Source organism: Microbispora sp. H10885, assembly GCF_014161415.1.
GTDB classification, from domain to species: domain Bacteria; phylum Actinomycetota; class Actinomycetes; order Streptosporangiales; family Streptosporangiaceae; genus Microbispora; species Microbispora triticiradicis.
Genome location: NZ_JABBWY010000001.1, coordinates 668,667 through 682,847, shown reverse-complemented (window position 1 = coordinate 682,847; position 14,181 = coordinate 668,667). Strand labels below are relative to the sequence as shown.

Below are 14,181 nucleotides of genomic sequence, written 5' to 3'. Positions count from 1 at the left end.
TCGGGGACGTCCCCTAGACCGCTGGGAGGAGCGGCGTACGCCCAGGGCAGTACGCGCGATCTGGTCTGCTCGCCCGATGTTTCGCCCTTGATCGACTTCTACCGTCGAGACAGTCGTGAAAAGGGGAGGTCATGAGAGGCCGCAGGAACATCGCCGCCGCCATCGGCGGCTGGAGCGCACGCCACCGCTGGCTGGCGCTGCTCATCTGGATCGCGTTCGTCGCCGTGGCGACGGTCGCGGGCAACGCCGCCGGCACGGTGGAGATGCGCGGCTACGAATCCGCGAACGGCGACTCCCGCCAGGCGGAGCGGATCCTCGACGGCGCTGCGTTCAAGGACGTGGCCGGCGAGATCGTGCTGGTCCAGTCGCGCACGGGGACGCTGACCATCGCCGACCCGGCCTTCCGCCGGGCGGTCGAGGACGTCAGGAAGGCCGTGGAGGCCACCGGCCAGGTCGAGCACGTGCGCACGCCGTACGACAAGGAGCCGTCGCCGGTGACGCAGGACCGGCGGACGACGCTGGTGCAGTTCGACATGAAGGGCGACGGCGGCACGGCCGAGGAGCGGATCCAGCCGGTGCTCGACGCGGTGGCCCGGGTGCAGGGGGCGCATCCGGACCTGCGCGTGGAGGAGGCCGGATCGGCCAGCGCGGGCAAGCTGATCGGTGAGGCGATCGACAAGGACTTCGTCCGCGCCGAGCAGCTTTCACTGCCCATCACGATCGGGATCCTGCTCGCCGCGTTCGGCGCGCTGCTGGCGGCGATCGTGCCGGTCGCGCTCGCGATGACCGCGATCTTCGCCGCGACGGGCCTGCTGGCCTTCACCAGCCACCTCCTGCACGTCGACTCCGCCACGAGCAACGTCATGCTGCTCATCGGCCTGGCCGTAGGTGTCGATTACAGCCTTTTTTACATAATGAGAGAAAGGGAAGAAAGGGCGAGGGGCCGGAGCAAGAAGCGGGCCATCGAGATCGCGGCGGCCACCTCGGGACGCGCCGTGCTGATCTCCGGCATCACCGTCATCGTCGCCATGGCGGGCATGTTCCTCACCGGCAACGGCGTCTTCATGGGCTTCGCCGAGGGCACGATCCTCGTGGTGCTCACGGCCGTCGTCGGCTCGCTGACCGTCCTGCCCGCCCTGCTCTCGCTGATCGGCGACAAGATCGACGCCCGGTTGGTCCACGGAGTCGTACGGGTCGTCACCGGCGGCCGGGTGACGTGGCGCCGGGTGCTCGGCGTGCGCGGCGGCCAGAGCCGGGTCTGGGGGGCGATCATGCGCCCGGTGCTGCGCCACCCGCTCGTCTCGGTGCTCCTCGCCGGCGGCCTGCTCGTGGGCCTCGCGATCCCCGCCTTCCAGTTGAAGACCGGTGCGCAGACCATCGACGACCTGCAGGGCGACTACCAGATCGCCGAGACGTTCAAGCGGATCGACAACGCGTTCCCCGGCGGCAACGAGCCCGCGGTCGTCGTGGTCGAGGCCGCCGACGTGACGACGCCCGCGTTCACCGCGAAGATCGAGGACTTCAAGCGGCGGGCGCTGGCCACCGGCGAGGCCAACGAGCCCTTCGCCGTCGCCGTCAACCCCGCGAAGACCGTGGCGAAGATCAGTATCGGCATCAAGGGCACCGGCGCCGACGAGGTGTCCGAGCACGCGATCCGCACGCTGCGCGACGAGGTCGTGCCGGCCGCCCTCCCGGGCGCCCACGTCACCGGCAACACCGCGGGCTCGATGGACTTCAACGAACAGCTCGGCCGCAGGATCCCGCTGGTCTTCGCGTTCGTGCTGCTGCTGGCCTTCGTGCTGCTGCTGGTGTCGTTCCGCTCGCTGGTCGTGGCGGTCAAGGCCATCGCGCTCAACCTGCTGTCCGTCGCCGCGGCGTACGGCGTGCTCGTGCTGGTCTTCCAGAAGGGGTACGGCGAGAGCCTGCTGGGCTTCCACTCGACGGGGACGATCACCAACTGGCTGCCGCTGTTCCTGTTCGTGATCCTCTTCGGGCTGTCGATGGACTACCACGTGTTCATCCTCAGCCGGATCAGGGAGGCGTACGACAAGGGCATGAGCACCGAGGACGCCGTGGCGTTCGGGATCAGGAGCACGGCGGCCGTCGTGACGAGCGCCGCGCTCATCATGGTGGCGGTGTTCGCGACGTTCGCCACGCTGTCGCTGCTGACGTTCATGCAGATGGGCATCGGCCTCGCGGTGGCGGTCCTGATCGACGCGACCATCGTCCGGGCGGTGCTGCTGCCGGCCACGATGAAGCTGCTCGGCGACTGGAACTGGTACCTGCCGCGCTGGCTCGGCTGGCTCCCGCGGCTCTCCCATGGCGACGACGCGGCCGAGGAGGCCCCCGAGACTCCCGAGGAGCGGGTCCCGGTCCTCGTCTGATCACCGAAGCCCGCACCGGGACGGCCCAGTCGACACTGGCGCCGTCCCGGCGTCGGCGTGTCCGGACTCACACCGGGTCACACAAGGGACAAGAAGCATGCAACGGTAAAATGCGTCTACGTGGTGCATACGGGTGGGAACAGTCGAAAAGCTCTGATCTATTGGGCCGCCGGTGTGCTCGCGTACATGATCGCGGTTTTCCATCGCCAGTCGCTCGGCGTCACCGGCATCGACGCGGCGACGAGGTTCGGAGTCGGTTCGACGGCGCTGTCCACCCTCGCGATGCTGCAACTGCTCGTCTACGCGGCCATGCAGATCCCCGTCGGGGTGCTGGTCGACCGCCTGGGCTCCCGGCGGATGCTGCTCGCCGGCGCCGCGGTGATGGCTCTCGGCCAGCTTCTGTTCGCCGTCTCGGCCGATCTTGTCACGGCCGCCGCCGGCCGGGTGCTGGTCGGCTGCGGCGACGCGATGACGTTCATCAGCGTGATCCGGGTGGTGAACGTCTGGTTCCCACCCCGCCGAAACCCGCTGATCGTGCAGCTCACCGGCATCCTCGGCCAGTTCGGCGCGGTCGTGTCGGCCGTACCGCTGATCACCTCGCTGCACGCGTACGGCTGGACCCCGACCTTCCTGTGGGCGGCGGGGCTCGGCGGCGTGGCCCTGGTCGCGGTCGCGGCGGGGCTGCGCGACCGGCGGCCCGAACGCGCTCCGGCGGCGTCCGGAGTGCGCGCCGCCTGGGCCGAGCCGGGCACCCGCCTCGGCATGTGGACCCACGCCGCCACCTCGTCGTCGGCGGCGGCGTTCACCCTCCTGTGGGGATATCCGTTCCTGGTGCAGGGCCAGGGCCTGTCGCCCCGGACGGCCGGGATGCTGCTGACCTCGCTGACCCTGCTCGCCATGGCCTGCGGGCCGCTGCTCGGCCACCTCGCCGGCCGCTTCCCGCAGCGCCGCTCGTGGATGGTGCTGACGATCATTGGTGGCACGGCCGGCGCGTGGACGCTCGTCCTGCTGTGGCCCGGCCGCGCCCCCGTCTGGACGCTCGGGCTCCTGATGGTGGCCCTCGCCACGAACGGGCCCGGTGCGGTCATCGGCTTCGACTACGCCAGAACGTTCAACCCCGCCGAACGCATCGGCGTCGCCACCGGAATCGTCAACGGCGGCGGCTTCGCCGCCTCGATGTCCGTGATCGCGCTCATCGGCGTCACGCTGGACCTGCAGGGTGGCTACCACTGGGCCTTCGCCGTGCAGTACCCCGTCTGGCTGCTCGGCGCCGTCCAGGTCATGCGTTACCGCACCCGCGCCCGCCGCCGCGCCTCCGCTCCCCTCACCCCCGCCCCGGCCCCCGCCTGACCGGGCTCAAGATGTTCGTGTCGAGCATCACCAGGGGTCGGCCAGTCATTGCCAGCTGTCCCGGCTGTTCTCCACGTCTACCGCATCGGTGAAACCGGGAATGGTCCCTGTTACGTCCTTGAAGCGGCTGCGGTGACGGCGAATCACGATGTGATCACCCTCGTCCGCAATGTCGACCGCATCGCCCGGCCCGAGACCCAGCTTGCACAGGAGGGAGACCGGAAGGGTGACCTGGTTCTTACGAGAGATGCGCGCAGGCCCCCTGTGCGTCGCCGGGTTCGCATACTCCATGACCTTTACCGTTACGGACCGCACACAAGTGGATCCGTTGAGTCAGAGATTCGTCCGCAGGGCGACGAAGGGCTGGGGGAAGTGGGCGGGGGCGAGGACGGCGGCGCGGGCGAGGAGGCTCCGGCGCGTCCGTACGGCGAGATCGGGATCCTCGTCGTACACGTAGCGGATCGTGAGATCGGCGAGTTGCGCCGGGTGGTGCAGGAGGTCGCCGCTCATCAGCACGTCCCCCACCTGTACGCACTGGTGGCCGGGCGTGTGCCCGGGGGCGTGCAGCACCCGGACCCCGGGGACGGGTTCGGCGTCGCCGTCGAGGACGTCGACCCGGTCCCCCAGAGGCAGGATGATCCGCTCGCGCACCGGGCCGGACGCCCACTCGACCTCCGCCCGCTGCAGCAGGTGGCGGGCGTTCGGGTAGGCCGGGGCGCCGTCCACGACGCACCCGCCGGCGTGGTCGCTGTGCAGGTGGGTCACCACCACGACGTCGACGTCGGCCGGGGCGACCCCGGCGGCGGCCAGTTCCGCGCCGAGCCGTCCGGGCAGGGGCGCCCAGGTCGCGGGCGAGTCCGCGCCGCCGATGCCGGTGTCCACCAGGACCGTACGGCCCCCGGCCCGCAGCAGGAAGCAGTGGAAGTGGAGCACCCACTCCTCGTCCGGCCCGAACGACGAGCCGGCGAACATCTCCGGCAGCGGTTTACGGATGGGCGGTCCCATCGGGCCCACGGCGTCGCACAGCGGAGTGATCTCGACACCGGCCACTACTCTCGGCTCGTACGGCATCCGACCACGATACGGCGGGTGCGACGACGCCCGGGCGGCCGGGATGATGGAGGCGTGCTCGCCGACGTCATCGACCTGCTCGCCTGCCCCCTCTGCGGGGCGAGGACCCACCTCGCCGGGGGATCGGTGCGGTGCGGGAGCGGCCATTCCTTCGACGTCGCGCGCCAGGGGTACGTGAACATGCTCACCCGGCCCGCGGGCACGGCCGACACGCCTGACATGGTGGCGGCGCGGGCGCGCTTCCTCGACGCGGGCCACTACGCTCCGCTGGCCCGCCGCCTCGCCCGGCTGTGCGCGGGCGCGGAGGTGGTCGCCGACGCCGGGGCGGGCACCGGCCACTACCTGGCGGCGGCGCTCGGCGACGGCGCGGTGGGGATCGCGCTCGACGTGTCCAAGCACGCGCTGCGGCGGGCCGCGCGGGCCCATCCCCGCGTCGGCGCGGTCGTCGCGGACGTGTGGCGGCCCCTCCCGGTTGGCGACGACCGCGTCGACGTGCTGCTCAACGTCTTCGCGCCGCGCAACGCGCCGGAGTTCGCCCGCGTCCTGCGGCCTGGCGGGACGCTGGTCGTCGTCACGCCAGGCCCCGGCCATCTGCGCCCGCTCGTGGAACGGCTCGGCCTGCTGTCGGTGGACGAGGACAAGGAACGCCGCCTGGAGGAGAGCCTGGGTGGCGCGTTCACCCGGGAGGACGAGGAGACGGAGGAGTTCACGCTCTCCCTCGGCCACGAGGAGGTCGGGGCGGTGGTCGGCATGGGCCCGAGTGCCTGGCACACCCGCCCGGAGGAACTGGCAGCGGGAATCGGCGATCTGCCCGACCCGGTCGAGGTGAGCGCCTCGTTCCGCGTCTCCCGCTGGGCCGCCCGCACCTGACCTTTCCTCTGTGGGCGGAATCCTCGCCCGACATCACCCATTTAGCGGTCATTGTTACGCCTCACCGGACATACTGAACGCGACCCCGTAGGAGCGCTGGGGAGGGCGGCATGAAGGCCGAGGAACGCTGGCAGGCCAGGTTCCGGGCACCCCGCGTGACCCTGCCCACGTGGGCGCGGCAGGCGCCGCACCGTGCCGTCTACCGCGGCAACGCCTCCGGCGCCTGGGAGATCTACGCCTGGGACCGGTCGAACGGGCGCACCCGCCAGGTCACCGACCGCCCCCACGGCACGCGGTACGGCGCGATCGATCCGACCGGCCGCTGGGTCTGGTGGTTCGGCGACGCCGAGGGCGACGGGCAGGGCGTCTGGTCGCGGCAGCCGTTCGACGGCGGTCCCAACGTGCCCCTGTCCCTGCCGCCCGGTCATCCGGGCGGGCTCGCGCTCGCCTCCGACGGCACCGCGGCGGTCGGCCGTTCCTCCCGGGACGGTTTCGAGATCCTGCTGGCCCGGCCGGGAGACGAGCCGGTGCGGCTCTACCACCACGACGAGTACGCCGTGGTCGCCGACATGTCCCTCGACGGGGCGGTCGTCGCCGTCAACCACAGCGAGCACGGCGACCTGCTGCACCCGGCCGTACGGGTCGTGAAGACGAACGGGTCGGTGGTCGCCGAACTGGACGACGGGCCCGGCAAGGGAGTGATCGCGGCCCGCTTCGCCCCCGTGCCCGGCGACCGGCGGCTGCTGGTCCTGCACGAGCGCCGGGGCCGCCGCGAGCCGCTCGTGTGGGACCCGGTGACCGGCGAGCAGCGGGAGATCTGGCTGCGGGTGCGCGGGGAGATCTCCGCCGACTGGTACGACGACGGCCGCGCCCTGCTGATCGTCCACAACCACCGGGGCCGCACCGAACTGCTGCGCTACGACCTGGCCGGTGGGGGCCTCACCCCCATCGACAGCCCGCACGGGGTGATCGAGGCGGCGGCGCCCCGGCCCGACGGCACCGTCGAGTACGCGTGGTCGAGCGCGGCCCACCCTCCGGTGATCAGGTCCAGCAACGGCCACGTGGTCTTCAGCCCCGGCCGTACGCCACCGCCGTCCGTGCCGCTGGAGGACATCGACGTGGACGGCCCGGGCGGCCGGATCCACGCCCTCGTCTCCCGGCCGGAACGGGCCGCCGCGCCGTACCCGGCGGTGTTCCTGCTGCACAGCCAGCCGGCCGCGTTCGACGGCGTGCCGGGCGGGCAGGACGACGACTCCTTCCAGCCGCAGGTGGCGGCGTGGGTGGACAACGGCTTCGCCGTGATCCGGGTGAACCACCGCGGCTCGGCCGGGTACGGCTCGGCCTGGCGCGACGCGCTGCGCGGAGACGTCGGCCACATCGAGCTCGCCGACGTGGCGGCCGTGCGCGACTATGCCGTGGAGCACGGCATCGCCGACGCCGACCGTCTCGTGCTCGCCGGGGCCGCGTGGGGCGGCTACCTGACCCTGCTCGCGCTCGGCACCCAGCCGAAGGCCTGGGCGGCGGGGATCGCGACCACGCCCATCCCCGATCACGCGGCGATGTACGAGCACGAGGCCGAGTGCCTGCGCGCGGCGCACCGGGCGCTGCTCGGCGGCTCTCCGGACGAGGTGCCCGACCGGTACGCCGCGTCCTCCCCGATCACCTACGCCGACATGGTCGAGGCGCCGCTGCTGATCATCGCGGGAGACGACGATCCGCACTGCCCGATGGAGCAGGTGGAGCACTACGTGCGGGCCCTCGCCGACCACGGCCGCGAGGCGTCCCTCTACCGGTACGCGGCGGGACCCGGCGGCACGCCTGCGGTCGAGGAGCGGATCCGGCAGATGGGGGCGTCCATCGAGTTCGCCGTACGCGCCCTGGGCGGGGCCTGAACTGGCCTGACCTGACCTGACCTGCGCGACCCGGCCGGTCAGGGGGCGCGCAGGACGAGGATGGCGAGGTCGTCGGCGCTCGGCTCGGGCGCGAAGTCCTGCACGGCGCGGCGGATGCGTTCGGCGACGGCGCGGGCGGACAGGTCCGCGCACTCCGCCAGCAGCCTGGCGAGGCCGCCGTCGTCGTCCAGCAGCCGGTCGCCCGACCGCCGCTCGGTCACCCCGTCGGTCACGCCGAGCAGCACGTCACCGGGGGTGAGCCGCAGCTCGTCCTCCTGGAACCTCGCCTCGGGGAACACCCCGAGCAGCGACTGCGGCGAGGCCACGACCTCGACGTCGCCGTTCGGCCGCAGCCGCATCGCCTCCGGGTGCCCGGCGGAGACGAGCCGGATGTCGAGTCCTTCGGGCACGACGTTGATCTGGCCGTGCAGCAGCGTCAGGAAGCGGGCCCGCTCCCCCTCCTCCAGGATGGCCTGGTTGAGGCGGCCCACGACGGCGGCCACGCCGTACCCCTCGCGGGCGAGCAGCCGGAGCGTGTGCCGGGCCAGCCCGGTCACGGCGGCGGCCTCGGGGCCGGTGCCGCAGACGTCGCCGATCGCGAAGCGCCAGACGCCCTGGGCGACCGGGAACAGGTCGTAGAAGTCGCCGCCGACCTCGTTGGTCTCCCCGGCCGGCTCGTAGATCACATGGAAGTCGAGGCCGGGCGTGTCCGGCTCGTCGGGCGGCAGCAGGCTGCGCTGGAGCGCCCGGTTGGCCGCCGCCTGCTGCGCGTACAGGCGGGCGTTGTCGAGCGCCAGCGCCGCGCGGCGGCCGAGGTCCTCGGCGATCTGCATCGCCTCGTCGGGGAAGTGGTCGCGCCGGCCCAGGCACATCACGCCGAGCCGCCGCCCGCGCGCGGTCAGCGGGTACGCCAGCGCCTGCCACTCACCCAGCGGCAGCACGGCGGGCCCTTCGTCGGCCGGCAGCGCGACGTCCTCCAGTTCGTCGCGCATGGCGTCGATCTGGGTCTCGTCCGCGTGCCACAGGTACGCGGGGCGCAGGTCGCCCGAGCCGTCCTGCGCGGTGTAGACGGCGCACCAGCTGGCCAGGCGCGGCACCACGATCTGCGCGATGATCGCCGGCACCATCTCGGGGTTGAGCGTGCCCGCGAGCAGGTCGCTCGCGTCCGCCAGGAAGCCGAGCCAGCCCGGGCCGTGCGCGGCCTCCAGCAGCCACTCGTCGCTCTGCACCGGCTCACCGCCGGGCAGGTCGAGCCGGGCCCACCGGGTGCGCAGGGCCGAGGTGAACGTCACACCCCAGGTCACGGCCTCGGCCTGCGGCCCGAAGTCCGAGCCGTCCGTCTTCTCCCGCACCTCCACCTGGACGTTCTCACCGTGGTGCAGCCAGGCGACCTCGAAGGGCCCTCCCGACGCCTCCGCGACGAGTTCGCCCACCAGCCGCTCGGCCTCCGGGCACACGGACAGGGCAGCCCACGCCGTCATCACTTCACGCGTGAACCGCTTCGCATCGGGTACGGCCGTCTCGCCCGGCGTGAAGGACGCGGCGAGAACGGCACGAGGGGAAACAGGCACTGCCTCCTGCTTACCACACTTCTGGCTGACACCGGGTCAGGCAAGGGGGCCCCGCACCCCACGGAACGTGACAGACTGGCATGGAGTCCACGGCTGGACAAGGTCGTATCGGCCGCTGCCTTGGTCGCGTCAGCCCCGATCGGGGTAAAGGAGGCTAGATGTCGCCCGCCAACGTCGAACTGGCCGGGACCGAACGGACCTACACCGAATCCGATCTCGTTCCCTTTCTCGAAACCCTCATCACCTGGCGGGACGGCGACTTCCGCCGGCGCGTCTCCCACGCCCCGGCGGGGATCCTCAGCGAGATCCGGCTGCTGCTCAACGAGGTGGCGGACCGGCGTGAGCACCTGGCCAACGAGCTGGCCCGGGTGCGCCGCGAGGTCGTCAAGGAGGGCCGGTTCACCGAGCGGCTCAGCCCGGGACCGGGCGTGGGCGCGTGGGCGGAGAGCGTGGGCTCGGTCAACGACCTGATCGACGCGATCGTCACCCCGGTCAGCGGCGCCGCCGACGTCATCGACGCGGTGGCCAAGGGCGACCTGTCCCGCCGGATCGACGTGGACCGCGCGGCCCGGGGCGAGGTGCGGCGGCTCGGCAAGGCCATCAACGGCATGGTCGACCAGCTCTCGCTGTTCACCTCGGAGGTGACGCGGGTCACCCGCGACCTCGGCACCGAGGGCAGGCTGGGCGGCCGGGCGAACCTGCGCGGCATGTCGGGAAGCTGGCGCGACCTCACCGAGGCCGTCAACACGATGTCCGACCGCGTCTCCGCGCAGGTGCGCGACATCGCCGAGGTGACGACCGCGGTGGCCAGGGGCGACCTGAGCCGCAAGGTCACCGTCGACGCCGTCGGCGAGATGCTGGAGCTCAAGCACACCGTCAACACGATGGTCGACCAGCTCTCGGCGTTCGCCGAGGAGGTCACCCGGGTCGCCCGTGAGGTCGGCACCGAGGGCAAGCTGGGCGGCCAGGCGCAGGTGCGCGGCGTCTCCGGGACGTGGAAGGACCTCACCGACAACGTCAACTTCATGGCGAACAACCTGACCTCGCAGGTCCGGCAGATCGCCGTGGTGTCCACCGCAGTCGCGAAGGGCGACCTGTCGAGGAAGATCACCGTGGACGCCCAGGGCGAGATCCTGGAGCTCAAGGAGACCCTCAACACGATGGTCGACCAGCTCTCGGCGTTCGCCGACGAGGTGACCCGGGTCGCCCGCGAGGTCGGCACCGAGGGCAAGCTGGGCGGCCGCGCCGAGGTGAAGGGCGTGTCGGGCGTCTGGAAGGACCTCACCGACAACGTCAACTCGATGGCCAAGAACCTCACCTACCAGGTGCGCAACATCGCCCAGGTGACCACGGCCGTCGCCAACGGCGACTTCACCCGCAAGATCGACGTCGACGCCCAGGGCGAGATGCTCGAACTCAAGAGCACCATGAACACCATGGTCGACCAGCTCTCGTCCTTCGCCTCCGAGGTGACCCGCGTCGCCCGCGAGGTCGGCACCGAGGGACGCCTCGGCGGCCAGGCGCAGGTGCGCGGCGTGTCGGGCAACTGGAAGGACCTCACCGACAACGTCAACTTCATGGCGAACAACCTGACGTCCCAGATCCGTCAGATCGCGGTCGTGTCCACCGCCGTCGCCCAGGGCAACCTGTCCAAGAAGATCACCGTGGACGCCCAGGGCGAGATCCTGGAGCTCAAGGACACGATGAACACGATGGTCGACCAGCTCTCGGCGTTCGCCGCGGAGGTGACCCGGGTCGCCCGCGAGGTCGGCACCGAGGGACGCCTCGGCGGCCAGGCCCGGGTGCCGGGCGTCTCCGGCGTCTGGAAGGACCTCACCGACAACGTCAACTCGATGGCCAGCAACTTCACCTACCAGGTGCGCAACATCGCCCAGGTGACCACGGCCGTCGCCAACGGCGACCTGACCCGCAAGATCGACGTCGACGCCCAGGGCGAGATCCTGCAGCTCAAGAGCACCATGAACACCATGGTCGACCAGCTCTCGTCCTTCGCCTCCGAGGTGACCCGCGTCGCCCGCGAGGTGGGCTCGGAGGGCCAGCTCGGCGGCCAGGCCCGCGTCGAGGGCGTCGAGGGCACCTGGAAGCGGCTCACCGAGAGCGTGAACGAACTGGCCGGCAACCTCACCACGCAGGTGCGCGCCATCGCCGAGGTGACCAGCGCCGTCGCCAGGGGCGACCTCACCCGGTCGATCACGGTGGAGGCCCCGGGCGAGCTGGCCCAGCTCAAGGACAACATCAACACGATGGTGTCCACCCTGCGCCAGACCACCAAGACCAACCAGGAGCAGGACTGGCTCAAGTCCAACCTGGCCCGGATCTCCCGCCTCATGCAGGGCCACCGCGACCTCATGGAGGTCGCGCGGCTCATCATGAGCGAGCTCACCCCGCTCGTGTCGGCCGGCCACGGCGCCTGCTACCTGTACGACGGCGGCCGGCTCAACCTCATCGCCGGGTACGGCATCCAGCCGGGGTCGTCCCCCAAGCCGTGCTTCGAACTGGGCGAGGGGATCATCGGCCAGGCCGCCCTGGAGGCCAAGCAGATCATCCTGGAGAACGTGCCGGCCGACTCGATCACGATCGAGACCGGGCTCAGCCGGTCGCACCCGGCGCAGATCGTCGTGCTGCCGATCCTGTTCGAGAACAAGGTGCTCGGCGTCCTGGAAATGGCCTCGTTCACCCAGTTCAGCCAGGTGCACGTGGCGTTCCTCACCCAGCTCGTCGAGACCATCGGCGTCACCATCAACACGATCATGGCGAACTCCCGGACCGAGGCGCTGCTGACCGAGTCGCAGCGGCTCGCCATCGAGCTGCAGGAGCGCTCGGACGAGCTGCAGCGCCAGCAGGAGGAACTGCGCCGGTCCAACGCCGAACTGGAGGACAAGGCGGCGCTGCTGGCCAAGCAGAACCGGGCCATCGAGATCCAGAACTTCCAGATCGAGCAGGCCCGGCGGACGCTGGAGGAGCGCGCCGAGCAGCTCGCGGTGTCGTCCCGCTACAAGTCCGAGTTCCTCGCGAACATGTCCCACGAGCTGCGCACCCCGCTGAACAGCCTGCTCGTGCTCGCCAAGCTGCTCACGGAGAACGCCGAGGGCAACCTGACGCCGCAGCAGGTCGAGTTCGCCCGCACCATCCACGACGCCGGCTCGGCGCTGCTCCAGCTCATCAACGACATCCTCGACCTGTCCAAGGTCGAGGCGGGCCGCATGGACATCCACCCGCAGGCCATGTCGCTGGCCGCGCTGGTCGAGTACATGGAGGCGACGTTCGCCCCGCTCGCGCGGGACAAGGGGCTCTCCTTCACCGTCGACGTCGATCCCTCGGTTCCCGGCGACGTCAGCAGCGACGAGCAGCGCCTGCAGCAGGTCCTGCGCAACCTGCTCTCCAACGCGGTGAAGTTCACCCACCAGGGCGAGGTCAGGCTGGAGGTGACCCGCGCGCCCGGCGACGTGCCGTACGTGGACGAGAAGCTGCAGGGCGCGCAGGAGATGCTCGCCTTCAAGGTCGTCGACACCGGCATCGGCATCGCCCCGGACAAGCTCGAAGTGATCTTCGAGCAGTTCCGGCAGGCCGACGGCACGACCAGCCGCAAGTACGGCGGCACCGGCCTCGGCCTGTCGATCTGCCGGGAGATCGCCCGCCTCCTCGGCGGCGAGATCCACGTCCAGAGCACGCCCGGGGCGGGCAGCACCTTCACGCTCTATCTGCCGCCGAGCTACTCCGGGCCGCTCGCCGCGTCCGACGGCGGTGCGATCACCTCGCTGGCGGCCTCGGACGGGCACGAGGTGGACGTGCCCGAGCTGCACATCAAGGAGATCCTCCCGGAGATCCCGCTCCCGACCGACCCGCCCATGGCGCAGCTCGCGCCGATCCCCGACGGCCACGTCCACGACTGGCAGGGCGACGACCCGCTGTCCGGAGCGAAGATCCTCATCGTGGACGACGACATCCGCAACGTCTTCGCGCTGACCAGCGTGCTGGAGCGGCACGGCTCGACCGTCGTCTACGCCGAGAACGGCCGCGAGGGCATCGAACAGCTCGAACGCAACGAGGACGTGGCACTCGTCCTGATGGACATCATGATGCCCGAGATGGACGGCTGGGCGACGACCTCGGCGATCAGGAAGATGCCGCAGTTCGCCGATCTGCCGATCATCGCGCTGACGGCGAAGGTCATGCGGGGAGACCGGGAGAAGAGCATCGCGTCGGGCGCGTCCGACTACGTGCCGAAGCCGGTCGACGTGGACCGGCTGCTCGAACGGCTGCGCGGATGGCTCATGCGCGGGCGGAACGTGGGCACAGAACGGACGAGGGGTCTGCCGGCCCCCGAGCCCCGCGACTCCCAGGAGGCATGATCGATGCCCGACCGCGCCAGGGTCCTGCTGGTCGACGACCGCGAGGAGAACCTGATCGCCCTTGAGGCGATCCTGAGTTCGCTGGACGTCGTGCCCGTACGGGCCCGCTCCGGCGAGGAGGCGCTGAAGGCTCTCCTGTCGACCGACTTCGCCCTCATCCTGCTCGACGTGCGCATGCCCGGCATGGACGGCTTCGAGACGGCCGCGCACATCAAGCGGAGAGAGCGCACCAGGAACATCCCGATCATCTTCCTGACCGTGGTCGACAGCGCACCCGACTACGCCTTCCGCGGGTACGCCGCCGGAGCGGTCGACTACCTCACCAAGCCGTTCGATCCCTGGGTGCTGCGCGCGAAGGTCTCCGTGTTCGTGGAGCTGTACGCCATGAACCGGCGGCTCACCGAACAGGCGGCGCTGCTGCGCGAGCGGCTGGCCGGTGAACTGCCGGGAGGCCGCGACACCGACCTGACGTCCGTCCTGGCCGAACTGGCCAAGCGGCTCGCCGCCGTGGAGGACGACCTGCGCCGCGTGCGGGAACAGGCCGGCAGGTCGGACGACTCACCACTGAACGGCGCCATCTCCGACCTGGGTGAGCGGGTCGCCCACCTCCGGGCCGGCTTCGACGCCCTCACCTGACAGCGAACCGCCTCTCTCACCCCGCCGGACCGTC

At 71.1% G+C, this 14,181-nt stretch carries 9 protein-coding genes; 6 read left to right on the top strand and 3 right to left on the bottom strand.

Translation table 11 applies throughout. The features are described from left to right. Positions 1-131: 131 nt before the first annotated feature. Positions 132-2,384: an MMPL family transporter gene (locus HHX37_RS03010; protein ID WP_182884416.1), complete on the top strand. Its 2,253-nt coding sequence runs from the start codon at positions 132-134 to the stop codon at positions 2,382-2,384. A gap of 186 nt (positions 2,385-2,570) precedes the next feature. Further along, complete coding sequence (locus HHX37_RS03005; protein ID WP_182881982.1) at positions 2,571-3,734, top strand: MFS transporter; 1,164 nt, start codon at positions 2,571-2,573, stop codon at positions 3,732-3,734. 45 nt (positions 3,735-3,779) lie between these two features. Here the strand turns inward: HHX37_RS03005 and HHX37_RS03000 are convergent, their stop codons facing one another. After that, complete coding sequence (locus HHX37_RS03000; RefSeq protein ID WP_182881981.1) at positions 3,780-4,025, bottom strand: AbrB/MazE/SpoVT family DNA-binding domain-containing protein; 246 nt, start codon at positions 4,023-4,025, stop codon at positions 3,780-3,782. A gap of 42 nt (positions 4,026-4,067) precedes the next feature. Continuing rightward, positions 4,068-4,805 carry an MBL fold metallo-hydrolase gene (locus HHX37_RS02995; protein WP_182884415.1) on the bottom strand — a complete coding sequence of 246 codons (738 nt, stop codon included), beginning with the start codon at positions 4,803-4,805 and terminating at the stop codon, positions 4,068-4,070. Between the two features lie 54 nt (positions 4,806-4,859). Here HHX37_RS02995 and HHX37_RS02990 point away from each other — a divergent pair, with 54 nt between their 5' ends. Together HHX37_RS02990 and HHX37_RS02985 are read left to right on the top strand one after the other, a co-directional pair. Beyond that, positions 4,860-5,675 (top strand): putative RNA methyltransferase, encoded by an 816-nt coding sequence (locus HHX37_RS02990; protein WP_182882048.1) that lies wholly within the window; start codon positions 4,860-4,862, stop codon positions 5,673-5,675. A gap of 110 nt (positions 5,676-5,785) precedes the next feature. After that, positions 5,786-7,567: a prolyl oligopeptidase family serine peptidase gene (locus HHX37_RS02985; RefSeq protein ID WP_182884414.1), complete on the top strand. Its 1,782-nt coding sequence runs from the start codon at positions 5,786-5,788 to the stop codon at positions 7,565-7,567. Positions 7,568-7,605: 38 nt separating this feature from the next. Here HHX37_RS02985 and HHX37_RS37510 read toward each other — a convergent pair whose 3' ends face one another. Next, on the bottom strand, positions 7,606-9,138 hold the full coding sequence (locus tag HHX37_RS37510) for a PP2C family protein-serine/threonine phosphatase (protein ID WP_310740246.1): 1,533 nt from the start codon (positions 9,136-9,138) through the stop codon (positions 7,606-7,608). 158 nt (positions 9,139-9,296) lie between these two features. Between HHX37_RS37510 and HHX37_RS02975 the strand changes: the two genes are divergently transcribed. After that, entirely contained in the window at positions 9,297-13,511 is a 4,215-nt protein-coding gene (locus tag HHX37_RS02975) for a HAMP domain-containing protein (protein ID WP_182884413.1), read from the top strand. A 3-nt stretch (positions 13,512-13,514) separates the two neighbouring features. Further along, complete coding sequence (locus tag HHX37_RS02970) at positions 13,515-14,147, top strand: response regulator (RefSeq protein WP_182872977.1); 633 nt, start codon at positions 13,515-13,517, stop codon at positions 14,145-14,147. Positions 14,148-14,181: the final 34 nt, after the last annotated feature.